We start from the raw sequence: 16,112 nt of genomic DNA, 5'->3' as shown, positions 1-16,112 counted from the left end.
AATGGTTTGTAAAAAAAAGAAAAATGCCCCTCAGCGTGTCACACTGAAGGGCATCGAATAAGCGCCTTAATTATTTCGTTGGCATTGGCAATATTTCAAACATACCATCAAAGTCATCTAGCGTTGCCGCAAGTTGGGTAACTAAATTAGCCTCCCCCGTTAACTTCGCTTTGCCTGATTTAACCAAGCTCTCTAAGGTCGTTTGACCTAGCACCATCGCCGTCATATCAGTTTTGGTGATCTCCAACGTGACGTCTGTTTTTGGTAGGCTTTCCACTTCAATGTTCGCCATATTTGAGTTCGATACTTCACCAAAGTAAGACTCGTTCAAGTCAGGGTGATGAATACCGAAGCTAAAGTCGAGACCCGCTTGCTCTGCTTTTTCTGCATTCAATCTCACCGCCAAGAAGTCGAGGAACATGCCAGTCGGGGTGTTTGCGATAACATCTGCCGACGCCAATTTAATCGAAGGCTGAATTTCGCCAGTACGCAGCTCTACCGCACCTTGTAAGTAAGAGTTACGCCAAGCCATGGTTTCCGATTGGTAGCCTTGCTGTTCAAAGCTATCCGCCAACGCAAAACGATAGTTGATGTTGCTTGGGTCACACTGCACAAGGTCATTAAACAGTTGTGATGCCTCTTGGTATTCGCCATTGTCAAAGTGCGTTTTACCCGCTTTGAACAGTGTTTCTGCGCCTGCGGCTTTCACATAAACACACGACTTTTCTTTGGTTTGCAGTGGATTCGTGTTCACTGGGTTCATGTCGTGGTAGCCCAAGTACAGGTTCACAACCGCGCGAGCATTATGACTGTATGAACCATGGTAACCATTGGTGTGCCATGTCTCTTTTTGTGATTGTGGAATGATCTTCTCTATCTCACGACCCACATCATGAATGGTCACACCATGATTGGCTAAGCGCATCGCTTGGTTATGAATAAAGCCATAGTTGTCGCGTTGCAGCGTCATGTAGTCCGCAATTTCATTGGTCTTGGTGTTGGCGTCATTCCAAACCGGCGCAGAGTGCGCAGCATGAATGTTATCAACCAAACCACTATCAACGTAACGCAGCTTGAGTTCAGTTAGGTATTTCGTCCACACCAGGGCATCGCGCACTTTCGCTCCGCGGAAGGTGTAGATGTTGTGCATGCCATCGTAGGTGAGCTCTGCGGTATTCAATGAGCGATACTCTGGAATGTAAAGCACAATCTCAGCTGGAGCTTCCGCGCCAGGCATGTTAATCGCGTGGAACTCCAAGCCATCAATGGTAATGACTTTCTCTCGCTCTTCAATTTCTTGCGTCGGAGCCACTAAGGTAACTTCACCACGAGAGGTACCCAGACCTAGCGCGTTATCAACAATGCCTTGCGTGTTGTTGTCGAGTGTTGTGCCGTACTGGTAGTTGGCACGGCGTCCCATCGCAGCTCCTGCAATGACGTTTTCATCGGCCAGCTCTTTAATAAAGTCGTTTGGTGCGTAGATTGGAGCCCCTTCGACAAAGTCACCAGACTCAAAAATCCCGCGTGAGCCACCAAAGTGATCGGCGTGCATGTGCGAATAAATCATGCCCGTAATCTTATGTTCACCGTTGATCTTAGGTAAGTGCATTTTCGCAAACTCCCAAGACGCCGCCGCCGCTTGCTTTGAAAGCAGTGGGTCGTGAATCACGTAGCCATTGTCAGTACGGTAGATGGTCATATTCGACAGGTCTGCGCCACGAATCTGGTACACACCATCAGTCACTTGGTATAAACCGCCTGCTGCGTAATTCAGCATCCCTTGACGCCAAATTGAAGGGTTAACCGACGCTGGCAGCTCGTTGACGCTCATGTCAGCCATGTATTCAAAGCGATTTTTTAGCTCGCCGGCTTCATGGGTTCCAAACTCCGCAATCAATCCTTTTTGCGTGCGCTCAAATGCACTGACATCTTGCCAAGGTAGCGATTTAGCGAGTGTCGCATTCGCTTGTTGAGTGTGCGTGGTCGCAGGCTTTCCTTGGTAAGTCTCTAGGCTGGCATAATCTGCCGATGCTGAGAATGAAACCATAAGTGCAAGTGAAATGGCTGAAGGTGCAAAACGGTGTGTCATAGGGAGCCTCGTAGTGTCTCTTTATTGGGTACAGGACTAATGTACTCATTTGACACATCAGGATATATACATGAGAATTTATACAAAACATCGCGAAATGTTATGTATTAGGAAGAAGTATGAATGACGCCTCCATCGATCTGAATCTGTTTAAAGTCTTTCTTAACGTCTATCAGCATCGTTCAATCACCGTTGCCGCCGACGTAATGGGACTAACGCAACCCGGCGTAAGCGGCGTTTTAAAGCGGCTTCAGCAACAGTTGGGGGTTCAACTCTTTATTCGCTCCGGCCGAGGGATCGCGCCAACCCACCAAGCCCATGAATTAGCGCGCCAAATCGAGCCAGCGCTCAACCAAATTCACAATGCCATCGAAGGGATCGAACGCTTCAGTACCGACAATTCTCGCCGCTTTGTGGTGTACACCAGCGAGCCTATGATGCTGATGTTGCTACCAAAAATTGAAGCGGATCAGACTCTAGGCAATGTTGAAATTGAACTGCATCCGACACTGTCTAGCGAAGAAAAGCTCATCCATAACCTCAACCAACAGAAAGCCGATCTTGCCATCGACTTTGCTAACTACTCCGCGCCCTCCTTCTTCTCAGAATTTTTCTGTACCGACGAAATCTGCATTATTGCTCGCAAAGATCACCCAAGAGTTAAGGGCTCCCTGACACTTGAGCAGTTCTACGACGAAAAGCACGTCACGCTCAAACTCAGACGCGAAGATGCCTATCTGGCTGACTATTTTACCGAAGAGTCCATAGGCGAACGGAAAGTCGCGGCAGAGTGTGATTCTCTGGTATCGCAAATGACGATGATCGCCAACACCAATTGCCTTGCTGCTATGGTCAGAAGCATCGCGAATCAGTTTGCAGACCGACTCGATCTACAAGTACTCGACGCCCCATTTACCAGCATCCCAGTTAAGTACCGACTGTTAACGCATAATCGCATGAGGCACAGCCCAGCGAATTTGTGGCTAAGAGAGAAACTTAAGTCTTACTTTGTCAGTGAATAAGAAAAAGCCCCAAAAGTTTGGGGCTTAGTTTTAAAATGAAGGCATTGGTTACTGAGCAATTTTCTCGATAACTCGCATCAACAATCGAATACGCGGTTCAATCGACTCAAGTAACAAGTACTCTTGGTCACTGTGGAAACCCGCACCGATTGGCCCTAAGCCATCCAATGTAGGTACGCCTAGAATCGCGGTGTTGTTCGCGTCTGAGCCGCCACCGACTTCTTTCCAGTTGATGTCAATATCAAGCTCATCGGCTGCCTGTTCGACTAGTGCCATTAACGCTTCGGTTTGCTCGCTTGGCACCATAGAAGGTTTGTACGCTTCGCGCTCTAACGTAATGCGCACACCTGCATCAAACGCTTGCTGAGATAGAGCCGTTAACTCGGTATCGACATCATCGTATTCACCGTTGTTCCAGAAACGGACATCAACAATAGCCTCTGCGTGTTCAGGGACAATATTGGCTCCCGCACCACCCGACACAATCCCCACGTTCAGCGTTGTGCCAGAGTCAAAGTTGGTCATCGCGTTGATGGCTAGGATCCAATTGGCCATTTCGGTAATTGCACTGTGGCCCTTCTCCGGCTCATTACCTGCATGTGCGGCGACCCCATCAAAGGTGATTTTGTAACGAGCCATGCCTTTGCGAGCCTTGACCAAGCCACCATCCGCACGCGCTGCCTCTGCCACCAGAACGTGTTTTGCTTGTTTGGCGGTGGCCTGAATCCAATCGACAGAGTCAAGAGAGCCGGTCTCTTCGTCTGGGTTCATGCAGATACAGATTGAGAGCGAATCTAAGACACTGCGATCCAAATTGCGCATCGCATAAACGATATTGAGCAAACCAGACTTCATGTCAGACACGCCGGGACCGTAGGCTTTATCAGAATCGGTTGTCATTGGGCGCAATTCTGCAGTCCCGACAGGAAAGACCGTATCCATATGGCCAATCAGCATAACATCAATATCGGATGCCTCTGGCTTGTTGCGAATTTCTAAACCAACGCCAGCTTTACCACAATCGACGCGTTTGACGTGCCAACCTTGCAATTGTTGAAACTTACGCTCAAATTGAGTGGCGATACATTCGATCCCCTCGACCGTGTAGGTACCACAGTCGACATCAATCAGCGGACGGAGCTCTTCGAGGTAGTCATTCAGTGAAAACGTCATCATTCAGCCCTATACAAACAAGTTCATGACTAGCATGGCGCCAAAAGCGTTCAATACTGAAATCGCGATCATCACAGGAATGTAGCGACCTTCAGTGCCGATCGGGCCCATGATGCGTCCCATGTACTGAACTTGAGAGCCCATTAGGTAGATAGCAGGTGCTAAGATAGCGATATGCGCGCCATTTAAGATACCTTGGTCAAACAGCGTGATCACAACGCCTACCGCGCCGCCCATCGACATCCATGCACCAATCAAAACAGCCGCCGCCTCACCCGGCAAACCAAAAACAGCCATAATCGGCGCAAATACTGTGCCCATCATGTCGAGCGCGCCCGTAATCTGTAGCGCTTTGATGATCACAAACGCCATCAAGACATTCGGTACGGTAGAGGTCGTTGCAATTACCCAACCTTTCTTTGCGCCTTCAACGAAGATGTCCGTCACCATTGGCTTTCTTGCTTTTACTTCGCTCATTATGCTGTCTCCTCTTTTAGGTTTTGCGCATCACGCTTATCTTGCTTGTCTTCTTTGCCTTCCGTGATGTTGAGGTAAATACGGAATAAGTTCGCCCCGACAAATTTGAAGACAAACATGATGGCAACCGCCAAACCAATCGAAGAAGTCACAGCCAAAGAGCCATCAGCCAGCGTTAGGGTAAACAGCACCGCACCCGACGAGAAAAAGTTAACAATGGTCGCGCCAGCGGTGAACTGGAACATGGTGAATACGTCGGTTTCGCGCTTAGTCAGCCTACCTTCGTCTTTGAGCTGACGGGTCATGGCGGCACCTGCATCGGTACTTTGCAAAGAAGCAATCAACGCAAGACCGGAGCTGCCAGGAATACCCATCAGCGGGCGAAGAAGAGGCGTCAGAAGTTTGCGCGCGGCATCCAGCGCACCGTAGTGCTCAAGCACATTGATCACACCCAATGCGAACATAACGGTTGGGATCAGAGTCAATGCGAAAATAAAACCATCGCGCGCGCCACTGCCACCTTTACCGCGCAGGGATGTGGTTGCTGCTTCTACGCCTTCAGCGGTTTCTGTGACGTCGTAAGCGACCTTACCGAAAGAGCCATTCAGCGTGGTAAAGTCAAGCACACCATACCAGTCATTGGACTTCATCAGCCCGGAAAAAAAGACAACGGCGAACGCCAAAGCAACGTAGCAACCCCACGTGACTTTGCGCTCCTTTTGATTTGAATCAGACATAAATCACCTATGCATTAGTTTATGTGGAACAGAACGCATAGGATCTTGAATTAAATCGTATGGCGTTAGGATGATCCTTATCAAATAGTGAAACGAACTATTAATATCTTTTAACTTGCTATTATATTTTGTGATAATGAGCGTAAATGGCAGATTTTTCCAACCACATAAATCAACATTGCATATCACTCGAGTTCATAAATTCTTCACCAATCGTTAAAAAATGATGCAAATTCAAACAGATCAAACCTATCTCACAAACCAATAGGCAAAAGCCCATTAGACTATGAGGCCATTGCTTATACCCAAGTGACTTCTAAATGCGCGCAGACGTGAGGTTACTTGGGTATAACAACAATCATCTTTCAAAGGAGTGGAAGTATGAAACTGCAGTGGTCAGTCTTTATTGCTTTAACGCTATCCCCCCTCACCGCCTTTGCTGCCAACGCTTCAGGTGAGATTTTGCCCCTAACCCAATCTACCATCGGCTATGCCGCGTTGCTCATTTTTGCTATTGCGTACACCTTGGTCATGCTCGAAGAGTATTTGCAATTGCGAAAATCAAAGCCCGTTCTTCTTGCAGCGGGCATCATCTGGGCAATGATTGGCTACGTCTATTCTCAGTATGATCAAATAGAGGTTGCTAAAGCCGCCTTAGAACACAACTTGCTCGAATACGCGGAATTACTGCTGTTTTTGCTGGTTGCCATGACATACATAAGCGCGATGGAAGAGCGGCGACTGTTTGATGCACTTCAGGCTTGGATGGTCGGCAAAGGGTTCAACTTTCGCGCGCTGTTTTGGTTGACGGGTATTCTCTCATTCTTTATCTCTCCAATTGCCGATAACCTGACGACTGCATTACTGATGTGCGCTGTGGTGATGAAAGTTGCTGGAGACAACACTCGATTTATCAATCTTGCCTGCATCAACATTGTTATCGCCGCCAATGCCGGAGGCGCGTTTAGCCCGTTTGGGGATATTACAACGCTGATGGTTTGGCAAGCGGGTCATGTCTCCTTTGCAGAGTTTATGCCGCTCTTTTTGCCCTCAGTGGTCAATTACCTGCTCCCTGCTTTGATCATGTCATTCTTTGTTCCGGACACTAAGCCGAATGTGGTCCACCAGCATGTTGAACTTAAACGCGGAGCGCGCAGAATTGTCGCCTTGTTTATCCTCACGATTTCGACGGCCGTCGCCTTCCATGCGGTGCTGCACTTCCCGCCTGTCATTGGCATGATGATGGGGCTTGCTTACTTGCAGTTCTTTGGGTTTTTCCTACGCAGAACACTTAAAGCATCGCTGCATAAAAAAGCGGCCATGGCCATTGCTAACCGTGATGACCATGCGTTAAAACGCCTTGGGTCTGTTGTCCCGTTTGATGTATTTAGACGAGTCTCCCATGCCGAGTGGGATACATTACTGTTTTTCTACGGCGTGGTTATGTGTGTAGGAGGCTTGAGCCTGTTGGGTTATTTAGGCTTGATTTCAGAAGTCATGTACACCCAATGGGATCCTGTGTGGGCGAATGTGATGGTGGGCATCTTGTCCGCGATTGTAGATAACATTCCAGTCATGTTTGCTGTGCTTACCATGGAGCCGACAATGTCGATGGGGAACTGGCTGTTAGTCACACTCACTGCCGGAGTAGGAGGCAGTTTGCTGTCGATTGGTTCTGCTGCAGGCGTAGCGTTGATGGGCGCGGCTCATGGCAAATACACCTTCTTTGGTCACCTAAAATGGATGCCCGTCATCGCTCTTGGATACACCGCAAGTATCCTCGTCCATATGATGCTCAACACCCACCTGTTTACTTAATTAGATTCCACTGGCAAAGGCGTGAAATCGCGCTTTTGCCAGACACTAGCCAGTTGATACTTGGCACATGTGCTACATGTAAGCAACTCGTTCTGGCCGTGAATCCTCATCACGATGTCTTCTCGTTTCTCTTTCGAGCTATTTCGCATCGTGATGGTCAGATCGTTTCCTTTCACTTCAAAGGGCTTGGTCAAGTTGAGTTCACCTTCACGAACAAACGTGACTTGAGCGTCCGAAAACTTCAGCAAATCTTGGTTGTATTGGTTTTCAAAAGTGCCCGTAAACTCATAGGTCTGCTTATTGAGCATGCGTACCGCTTTTTCTTCCGAGCAGCCAACAAGCAGCATCAACGCACTGATGCCAACAACGGACAAGATGATTCCAAAACGCTCGGTTGCCATTGACTACTCCTTTTGTTCTAGCTTCAACAGTTGCGCCTTTCGCTCGACGCCACCGGCATACCCTGTCAACTTACCATTTTTACCAATCACTCGGTGGCACGGAACAATCACAGAGATCGGGTTCTTACCATTGGCTAAGCCGACAGCTCTCACCGCTTTCGGATTGCCTATCGCATTTGCCAACTCTTGATAGCTCCACGTCTCTCCGTAAGGGATGGTGGTTAAGGCATGCCAAACCTGTTGCTGGAATTGCGTACCTCGGGCAGACAAAGGCAAATTGAACTCGGTTCTTTCACCGCAAAAGTATTCTTGTAACTGTTTGATTGCATTATTAAGTATAGAATCAGATTCTGTGTATTGTCCGAGTTCTTTTGGTTGTGTTGTCTGAGTTTCAAACCACGCGCCAAGTAAACCGTCAGCGTCCGCTTGCAGCGTCATCTCTCCTAGTGGCGTGGTAAAAACAGTGTAGTAAGTGCTCATGCGTGACTCCAGCAGTGAAAAGTGGCGTAGCTGCCCCAAGGTGAGACCATCTCTTTAGTGATCGAGGGAAAATGGACCAGCGCCTTTTTGACCACCAAATCTCCCTCCAAAAAACAGTTTGGCTCAGATGCGCCGCGTAGACGAGCATAGTTGACCGTCCAAGGGCCAATACCTTTGATTTTTAGCCACTCTTCCAGAGCGATATCCGGTGTTTGACTCATGATTTGGGCAAAGCGCGCTAAGGTCTCTTTTCGACTTTGTGGCATACGTAAAAAACTCAAATCAGCACCAGCAATGTCTTGCGCGGTAGGGAAGTGAGTCACCCCTTCAGGCTGCAATGTCTGAGCCAATAAATTAAGCTGCCCGATCGCCGCTTTTATCGACACTTGTTGACCAAGAATGGCTCGAACCCCCGCTTCCCAGCAGTTCCATACCCCCGGAATACGAATGCCAGAGTGCTGAACGAAATTGGCATCGAGTTGATGAAGCTGGTTTTCAATACTCAACACATCACTGTCCAAATCAAACATGCGCCTTAGCTGATTAACCAGTTTTTTTACCAGCTTGGTGTCCTCAAGGGTGAACTCGACTCGCATCACCCCCACTTTGTGTTGGGAAATGCGAAACCAGCCCGCGCAGCCGTCCAGCAAGAATGCGCGTTCGTAGCTTGTGTCGTCAACCTTCTCTAACCCTTCGATTGCTCGCAAGCGGTAGAAATCAAGCATCCTTGGCCAATCTAAGGGCCCTTGGTAGGCGAGATCAATGTAGTTTGTGTCCATGTTTTCCTGTTTTTGTTTGCGTACTTGGCTCGGGGTTAGCTTCAATATTTGTTTAAACGCATCGTTAAAACGTCTCACACTATTAAAACCACTCGCAAAGGCAATATCTGTGACGCTCATTGAGCTTGAGTGAAGCAAGTGTTTAGCAAACATGAGTTGTTGGTACTGCGCATACTGCTTTGGCGCCATCCCCAAATGGGTTTGAAATAGCTGACGCAAATAGCGATCACTGATACCCAAGCGTGTCGCAAGTTGCGCCAAGCTGCGACTCTGCAACTCTCCTTGTTCGATAAGCTGCAACGCTCGATAGAGAGTGGTTTCGACCCCTTTCCATGCCCAGGAGCTCGGAGCGCTATCTGGCTTACATCGCAAACAAGGTCGATAGCCTGCTTGCAGTGCTTGCGCTTTGTCGATGAAATACTCGACGTTTTCTTCCTTGGGGAGATTGGCAGGGCATATCGGTCGGCAAAATATCCCAGTACTTTTTACCGCAACATAAAATCGACCATCAAATCGCGCATCTCGAGCCATACGAGCTCGCTGACATTCTAACGTCGATAAGGTAGCTAAACCGCTCATACTCTCGTCCTGAATCGTTATGATGCCTCCAGTCTAAATCACCCTCGGCACAATACTAGCCATTTTCGGAACTCAATGAATTTGCGATCTGTTGAAACTCTTCTAAATTAAAAAATGCAGATGATAAATAATAAGGAAGTTGGCTATGAACCTGCACTCTTGCACCCTTGTCCTTGGTGACAATGTGGTAATGACGTGTGATAACGTCGAACAAACACTAGGCATTATTGATGAGCATGGCGCATCCAATATCAACCGAATACTGATTGATGCGACCGATGGTCAGAATGTTCATTCGTTCCACCATTTAAGCATTGAAGAGTCGATAGAGAGTTTAATGAACCTATAAAAAAAGAGCCTCTCGTTTGAGAGGCTCTTTTTATTCTTCCACTGGAAAATCCGCCATTTGCTGCAATGTATAGGCAGTGACAGGATCGATATGTTTGACTAACTCTTCAACTTGTTCGATCGCTTCAATCGAAGTACTTGCCTTACGATAGCTAAGATAAATCGGGCGACACCAATCTTCGACGCCTTTCACTTTATAAAGCTGTTCGTTGGTCAAAAATGGCTCAACCATCGACGCAGGAAGGTAAGCGCTACCGCCTTTCTCCAAAATGAAGTCCAACGCAATACGCGCAGTAGATGTGCGCAAATAAGGGGCTGGAATTTTTGGGTGACGCTCAGCGTGCTCTGAGGCAAATTTCGTCCCCCAGTCAACGTAAACGTACTTATCTTCGAACACGTGCTCTAGGTCTTGCTCTTCTGTAGACACAAGAACCAACACCACATCCGCCACTTTTTTGCAGTTGAGTTCATCGGCTTTGATTTGGTCAAACGCAAACGCCATGTCGAGGGTGCGCTCTTGCAAGCTGCGATTTAACGCTTCACGGCCCATAATCTCGGCCATAAAGCCATAACCTTCAAACTCATCAGTGACAAGGCTTAGACAGTTTTGTAAGTAAGCATCCCATACGTTTGGCGTCCCACCCAGAGTCAACTGCAGGGCTTTTCCACTTTCAAGCGAGAGTTCGAGCTTGGCTTGCTGCAGCGTGCTTACCATGACCTCAGCGTAGCCAATTAAACGCTCTCCGGCAGAGGTCAGTTTGATGTTGTTTCGATCGCGAATAAACAATTGCGTATCAAAGTAGCTTTCAAGCTGCTTGATTCGGGCACTTACCGCAGCTTGAGTGATGTAAAGGTTCTCAGCGGCACGGCCGAAGTGGCGAACGTTGGCTAATTCCAAAAACGTTCTAAAGACTTTTACGTCCATCTAATTTCCTCTAGGTGTAATCTTTCACAATAGCAAAAACTGAAAAATTACGTAGTTCACATTAAACAAATTGTTACCTAAGTTTCATAAAACTGTTCAATAGTCACGATAAAAAGGTTTTGTTTTTCTTTTGTTAAATTTACGCCTAACTTTCGCTTTGTACCGCTCTGGGTATTTCATCAATGTAGGTTATAGAGGCTACTATAATGTCTGACACACAATTTCGTCACGGCAAAAAACGTTTTTACGACAACACTAAGTTTCCAAGAGGCTTCGCGAAGTCTGGTGATTTTACGCTTGCAGAAGAAGAAATTCTAACGCTTTATGGCGACACCATGCTAGGTCTAGAATCTGGTGAAATTGTTCCGGACAACTCGGAAGAGAAACACTTCGTTAAAGTACTGGAAAACCCAGGTAAAGCGAAGACAAAACTTGAAAGAGTTTGGCTAAAATACGTCCAGCTTGCCCGTGGCCGTAAACGCTTCCATACGTTAAATGGTCGCAACAAGCCAGAGGCTACCGATGACTTCTCTGAAGATTCGGTAATGGCTGAAGAAGATTAATTAAAAAATAGAGCCCCTCGCGTTTGCCAGGGGCTCTGTTTTATTATTTTGCTAAGGATGCCACTTTCTTTAAAAAGCTGTCACGCAGATGTTCTTGGTCATAGTCTAGGTGATAGGTGTTGTGGAAGCCGACTTTGAGCTCTACCCCATTCCCACGCATATAGACGTTGTACCCATCGTAGTCAGCAAACGCTTCAACCCCTTCATACATTTTTCCGTACTCAGTAGGCGTTCCTTTTGCCATGACCGTTTCGTAAGCCTGCAACACTTTGGTCGGATCAAGTTCGTTTTTCATCGCTCACACTCCTCGTCAACTTTCTTAAAGTATGAACAGAGAGCGACGATTTAGCCAACTTTTCCCTTTGAGAAACATCAAACTAGGCGTGAGTTTTTTCTGCTCGAATCACCTCAGCCAGAGTGTTCAATCGTTGCTGACTGTTTTTAACATATGGGTTTGTTGTATCCCATGCGTAACCGGCCAATATAGAGCTGATCATCGCTTTAATACGAGGATTCGGATCTTGATGGAAGATGACGTCTTGTAGAGTACCTTTGTACCAGCCTTCTACATAGGTTCGGAAAGTGTTCACGCCGACCATCAATGGCTCGGCATACTCTTTCTGCCAATCCACAAGCTCTCCTTCAAGCTGCTTAACCACGCATTGTGCCGCAAATTGAGCAGATTTCATGGCAATCGTGACTCCAGATGAAAACACAGGGTCCAAAAACTCGCCCGCATTGCCAAGCAGTGCGTAATGAGCTGTGGCTAGGTGTTTTACGTTAGCAGAGTAACCGCCAAGCTCTCCTGCGGGGTTCGGGTACTCTGCGTTTGCGAGCAGTTGCTCAAGGCCCGGCTCTTGATTCACAATCTGCTTTAGCACATCCAGTTTGTCGCCTGAGTAATCAGCAAAGAAGTCAGGCTCTCCCACCACGCCCAGTGAGCACACGCCATTGGAAAAAGGGATCAACCAGTACCACACATCATGGTTAGTCGGATGGACCGAAATCAGAATCTTGTCGCGATCGTAGTGGATCGATTGACCATCAATGTTGTCGACAATATGCGTGAAAATCGCTTTTCGCGGAGGCAAGCAAGACGGCTCTTCCAGATCCAGCATTCTAGGCAACACTCGACCAAAACCGCTGGCATCTAACACGTAAGCTGCATCAATTTGGTAGATTTCACCGTGTGCGTCTTTCACTGTTAGCAAAGAGCGCTCACCGACAAAAGCTAAATCGATCAACTCATGCTGGTAACGAATTTCAACACCTTGCTGCGCCGCGCTGTCAGCCAAGACTTTATCAAAATGGCCACGTTGTACTTGATAAGTTGTCCCCGGGCCTGGTGTGAACTTATCGGTAAAGTTGAACTGGGTGTATACGCCATTGCGACGAAACGCTGCCCCATCTTTAAACTGAAAACCGTGTTCCGCCACGGCCTGCGTCATCCCAGCTTGCTCTACAACTTCCATACACGCCGGCAACAGGCTCTCGCCGATAGAAAACCTCGGAAACTCTGCCTTTTCTATCACGATCACATCCACACCCTGTGCTTGCAATAGCGCAGAGACCGTCGAGCCAGAAGGGCCCGCACCAACGACAACAACTTGAGTAGATTCTGTTTTCATAATGATGACTGTTCTTTCTGCGTACTATTGCGCTTTAAGTTTAAGTAAGGTGTGACCTAGGCCGATGTTATCGGTTCGCTCCTCAATCACTAATCCCGCGGCTTCGATAATTTCTAAGAAATCGTCGCTGCGATAGAAACGGCTGTTTCCGTTCGCCAAACACGTAAAGTAAAGCGATGTCGCATTCAAACTGTATGATGCGGCGTCATACTTTTGTGCGTCCCAGAACAGCTCCAAGATGTAGACCGCATCACCCGCGCGTAACTGTTGCTTCACGCGTTTCAGAATACTCAGAATCTCCATCGGTGAAAAACAATCAAGGAACTGACTCATCCACCAGACATCGGCATGTTCCGGAAGCGATTGAGACTTATCCAGCATGTTGGCAGGGTATGGGTGGACACGATCCGCGTAGCCTTTCTCCTTCGCGTTTTGCATGGCCATTTCAAGTTGCTGCGGCAAATCAACAATCGTAATCTCAACATCCGGATTATGACCACAACACTGCATCGCCCATTTGCCGGTGTTGCCACCAATATCGACGATCGTTTTTGGCTCTGATTTGAACACTTCTTCTAGCAGAATCGGAAAAGAGCGATCCGAGTAAAAATGGTCAAATTTGAACCAGCTCTCTTTTGCTTTCTCAGGCAAAGTAGATAACCCTTGGTAGATGGTTTCCCAGTCACCTAACTCTTTCAAACCGGCAGGTTTTCCCTCCGTGATCGATTCTGTGAGGTGCATCATCGCGGCGTAACAAACATCCGCAGTGAAATCCATGTTCGCTTGGGTCATGCCATCGTGGAGCAAAAAGAAGCCTAGATTCGCAAGTGAATAATTAGGTTTTTCCCACATCACAATATGCGCGCTAATCGCCATGTCTAACAAGACTTTGACGCCATATTCAGACACCCCTGTTTGCTCTGCAATTTCAGGTGCACTCAAGCCCTCTTTTCCAGCTTTATCTAACACAGCTAATACACCCAAATCACGCAATGTACGTGCCGTATGAAATACGATAGGTGCAAAAGAGAGTTTTTGAGCTTCTGTTTTCGCTTCTAGAGCGTTAAACGGGTCATTATTTTTATGTAACACGGAAAAAACCTAATTCCTAATTAATAGTAAGAGTAAAAATTACTGCGCCGCAGCGATAACAGACAGTTGACGTTTAATATCAACGTTTAAGTTATTCACCCAACGGTTGTAGTTGCGGTGAATTTTGCCATCGCTCGCTTTTAAATTTACTGAGTTGAGATAAGTAATGGAGTAAAACTTGTCGTTATATGTAATTTTTGCTTCAGCGAAATGGCTACGTACCGTTAATTTGGCATTAAGCTCACTTGGGCTGATTTCTTCGATGACCCAACCTCGATTGGATGCCGCTTGCATAATTGCCAACTTAACTTGTTTACTTTGAAGATTATACCCAACTGGAGTATCCTCGACGTTCAATACAGGTTGTACACGGCCGCAGCCAACAAGTAATAGTGCCAACAACGAAGCGCTTAGCCATTTTAATGGTGACATAGTAATGTTTCCTTTAATTTATGTGTAGTTCAGTACTAGTATTTCGCTGCAACAACAACAATTCAATATCTTATGCCCGATTCAAACATAATTCTTTCATTTAACATCGATGCATGGCTTGCCCATTCCGATGGCATTTCTCAGCCCAGCGATTGGCAGCAGTGGTCAAAAACACTCGCATGGCCCGAAGATGGTAAAGCGCCAGTTAACGCAATTCCGCCAATGATGCGACGACGCATGAGCAGCTTGAGTAAACTCGCAGTGCAAACCAGTATCGAACTGCTAGAGCAACACAAAGTGGACTACCTTGTCTTTGCTAGCCGTCATGGAGAACTCACACGAAGCGCTCAACTCATTCAAGACGTGGTGGCGGGAGAAGAAGCCTCACCCATGGCGTTTTCGCAGTCAGTGCACAACACAGCGGCCGGCCTTGCGACGATTGCAACCAAAAAGCCGATTCCTCTTACCTCCATTGCCGCTGGCGACAATACCTTTCAAAGTGCCCTGTTAGAAGCTTGGGTGTATTTGAAGAGCAATCCAGAGCATAAGGTGATGTTGGTTGATTTCGATGAACCCCTGCCAGAGGTTTACAATCAATATGAAGAGTTTGAATACCGAGGCTACGCGTTAGGTTTAATCCTCTCTGCTGGCGATGAGATTCGTGTGGCAGGTCAATCAGGTTCAGACTTTAAGCCACAATTTCCGCAGGCTCTGGACTTTATCCGGCACTATGTTTCTGATGAATCATCATGGCAGACCCACTCGCGGACTCAATCTTGGGTGTGGCAGCGATAATGAACAAACTGAATCAATATTGGCGAGTCGTCGCTACTGGTTTTTGTTTTTCGGTCTTTGGTTTAGGTGGATTAGGGCTCAGTTTTTTAGCCAATCCCTACATCCGCCTAACAAGTAAAAACCAAATTGAGCGAGAGTACCGAGTTCAAGGGGCCATTCAGCGTAGTTTTGACCTTTTTTGCCGTCTGATGAAATTTACGGGCGCTATCGACTACAAAATCGTGGGCGCTGAAAAACTCAAGGCTGACCGCAACTGCCTCATCGTTGCCAATCACCCCAGTTTAATAGACTACGTTCTAATCGCTTCTCAACTCGAACGTTGCGACTGCCTAGTAAAATCGGCCATCTGGTCCAATCCTTTTATGAAGCACATTGTCAAAGCGGCGGGCTATATCCCTAACGAAACACCTGATGATTTGCTCACGATGTGTTCTGAGCGTTTTGATCGAGGCAACGTTTTGTTGGTATTTCCCGAAGGCACACGCACTACGCCAGGTAAAGCATCCAAATTACAACGCGGTTCTGCCCAAATTGCTGTTAGAACAGAAACGGACCTACGTCTAGTACATATTACGGTAACTCCTAGTTTTCTCACAAAAGAGAAAAAGTGGTATCAAGTTCCCCCAACTAAACCTTTTTTCCTTGTCGAAGTTAAGGATAAAGTTGAGGTTAAGCCATTTATAGAGCAAACTACGTCCCCTAATATTGCTGCACGACGTTTGCAGCAACATTTAAGCGAAGCTCTCTTCCCAGAAAACCAATAGTTACAAGCAG

At 47.2% G+C, this 16,112-nt stretch carries 18 protein-coding genes; 6 read left to right on the top strand and 12 right to left on the bottom strand.

The window, feature by feature from the left end; genetic code table 11:
- Positions 1–70: 70 nt before the first annotated feature.
- Entirely contained in the window at positions 71–2,089 is a 2,019-nt protein-coding gene (locus RJ47_RS11625) for an alkyl/aryl-sulfatase (RefSeq protein WP_039483925.1), read from the bottom strand.
- Between the two features lie 119 nt (positions 2,090–2,208).
- Between RJ47_RS11625 and RJ47_RS11620 the strand changes: the two genes are divergently transcribed.
- A complete protein-coding gene (locus tag RJ47_RS11620; RefSeq protein WP_038135901.1) occupies positions 2,209–3,111 on the top strand; it encodes a LysR family transcriptional regulator in 903 nt (300 codons plus the stop codon).
- 48 nt (positions 3,112–3,159) lie between these two features.
- Here RJ47_RS11620 and RJ47_RS11615 read toward each other — a convergent pair whose 3' ends face one another.
- From RJ47_RS11615 to RJ47_RS11605, 3 genes are read right to left on the bottom strand one after another with little or no spacing between them, the layout of a single operon-like run.
- The gene (locus tag RJ47_RS11615; RefSeq protein WP_039483923.1) at positions 3,160–4,284 is read right to left on the bottom strand and encodes a M20 family metallopeptidase; all 1,125 of its coding nucleotides are present in this window, start codon (positions 4,282–4,284) and stop codon (positions 3,160–3,162) included.
- Positions 4,285–4,293: 9 nt separating this feature from the next.
- The gene (locus RJ47_RS11610) at positions 4,294–4,761 is read right to left on the bottom strand and encodes a YjiG family protein (protein WP_005469822.1); all 468 of its coding nucleotides are present in this window, start codon (positions 4,759–4,761) and stop codon (positions 4,294–4,296) included.
- Complete coding sequence (locus RJ47_RS11605) at positions 4,761–5,498, bottom strand: nucleoside recognition domain-containing protein (RefSeq protein ID WP_038135894.1); 738 nt, start codon at positions 5,496–5,498, stop codon at positions 4,761–4,763. The genes RJ47_RS11610 and RJ47_RS11605 overlap by 1 nt, the downstream gene beginning before the upstream one ends.
- Positions 5,499–5,879: 381 nt before the next feature.
- Between RJ47_RS11605 and nhaD the strand changes: the two genes are divergently transcribed.
- Positions 5,880–7,316, top strand: coding sequence for a sodium:proton antiporter NhaD (gene nhaD, locus RJ47_RS11600; RefSeq protein ID WP_039483920.1), 1,437 nt, complete (start codon positions 5,880–5,882; stop codon positions 7,314–7,316).
- On the opposite strand, the gene RJ47_RS11595 is transcribed toward nhaD, so the two are convergent.
- The 3 genes from RJ47_RS11595 to RJ47_RS11585 are packed head-to-tail and all read right to left on the bottom strand — an operon-like array spanning position 7,313 to position 9,555.
- On the bottom strand, positions 7,313–7,717 hold the full coding sequence (locus RJ47_RS11595) for a hypothetical protein (RefSeq protein WP_039483918.1): 405 nt from the start codon (positions 7,715–7,717) through the stop codon (positions 7,313–7,315). The two genes, nhaD and RJ47_RS11595, sit on opposite strands and share 4 nt — an antisense overlap.
- Positions 7,718–7,720: 3 nt before the next feature.
- Positions 7,721–8,197, bottom strand: a complete 477-nt coding sequence (locus RJ47_RS11590) for a methylated-DNA--[protein]-cysteine S-methyltransferase (protein WP_039483916.1) — start codon at positions 8,195–8,197, stop codon at positions 7,721–7,723.
- Entirely contained in the window at positions 8,194–9,555 is a 1,362-nt protein-coding gene (locus RJ47_RS11585; RefSeq protein ID WP_039483915.1) for a DNA-3-methyladenine glycosylase 2 family protein, read from the bottom strand. Before RJ47_RS11585 ends, RJ47_RS11590 begins: the two co-directional genes overlap by 4 nt.
- Positions 9,556–9,700: 145 nt before the next feature.
- On the opposite strand from RJ47_RS11585, the gene RJ47_RS11580 reads away from it, so the two are divergent.
- On the top strand, positions 9,701–9,904 hold the full coding sequence (locus RJ47_RS11580) for a hypothetical protein (RefSeq protein WP_005469862.1): 204 nt from the start codon (positions 9,701–9,703) through the stop codon (positions 9,902–9,904).
- A gap of 30 nt (positions 9,905–9,934) precedes the next feature.
- Here the strand turns inward: RJ47_RS11580 and RJ47_RS11575 are convergent, their stop codons facing one another.
- A complete protein-coding gene (locus tag RJ47_RS11575; RefSeq protein ID WP_038212383.1) occupies positions 9,935–10,828 on the bottom strand; it encodes a LysR family transcriptional regulator in 894 nt (297 codons plus the stop codon).
- Positions 10,829–11,034: 206 nt separating this feature from the next.
- Between RJ47_RS11575 and RJ47_RS11570 the strand changes: the two genes are divergently transcribed.
- Positions 11,035–11,391 carry a DUF413 domain-containing protein gene (locus RJ47_RS11570; RefSeq protein ID WP_038135878.1) on the top strand — a complete coding sequence of 119 codons (357 nt, stop codon included), beginning with the start codon at positions 11,035–11,037 and terminating at the stop codon, positions 11,389–11,391.
- A 43-nt stretch (positions 11,392–11,434) separates the two neighbouring features.
- Here the strand turns inward: RJ47_RS11570 and RJ47_RS11565 are convergent, their stop codons facing one another.
- From RJ47_RS11565 to RJ47_RS11550, 4 genes are all read right to left on the bottom strand, one after another.
- A complete protein-coding gene (locus RJ47_RS11565) occupies positions 11,435–11,686 on the bottom strand; it encodes a DUF3081 domain-containing protein (RefSeq protein WP_005473996.1) in 252 nt (83 codons plus the stop codon).
- An 82-nt stretch (positions 11,687–11,768) separates the two neighbouring features.
- Positions 11,769–13,019, bottom strand: coding sequence for an NAD(P)/FAD-dependent oxidoreductase (locus tag RJ47_RS11560; RefSeq protein WP_039483913.1), 1,251 nt, complete (start codon positions 13,017–13,019; stop codon positions 11,769–11,771).
- A gap of 24 nt (positions 13,020–13,043) precedes the next feature.
- A complete protein-coding gene (locus RJ47_RS11555) occupies positions 13,044–14,111 on the bottom strand; it encodes a methyltransferase (protein WP_038135872.1) in 1,068 nt (355 codons plus the stop codon).
- A 39-nt stretch (positions 14,112–14,150) separates the two neighbouring features.
- Positions 14,151–14,543: a hypothetical protein gene (locus tag RJ47_RS11550; protein WP_005473881.1), complete on the bottom strand. Its 393-nt coding sequence runs from the start codon at positions 14,541–14,543 to the stop codon at positions 14,151–14,153.
- 72 nt (positions 14,544–14,615) lie between these two features.
- Between RJ47_RS11550 and RJ47_RS11545 the strand changes: the two genes are divergently transcribed.
- Together RJ47_RS11545 and RJ47_RS11540 are read left to right on the top strand one after the other, a co-directional pair.
- Positions 14,616–15,338: a beta-ketoacyl synthase chain length factor gene (locus RJ47_RS11545; RefSeq protein WP_039483911.1), complete on the top strand. Its 723-nt coding sequence runs from the start codon at positions 14,616–14,618 to the stop codon at positions 15,336–15,338.
- Positions 15,338–16,102, top strand: coding sequence for a lysophospholipid acyltransferase family protein (locus RJ47_RS11540; protein WP_005473943.1), 765 nt, complete (start codon positions 15,338–15,340; stop codon positions 16,100–16,102). The genes RJ47_RS11545 and RJ47_RS11540 overlap by 1 nt, the downstream gene beginning before the upstream one ends.
- Positions 16,103–16,112: the final 10 nt, after the last annotated feature.

It is taken from the genome of Vibrio sinaloensis, assembly GCF_000808535.1.
GTDB classification, from domain to species: Bacteria; Pseudomonadota; Gammaproteobacteria; order Enterobacterales; family Vibrionaceae; genus Vibrio; species Vibrio sinaloensis_D.
Note: the sequence above shows the minus strand (reverse complement) of the source record. Positions and strands in the feature narration are given on the sequence as shown.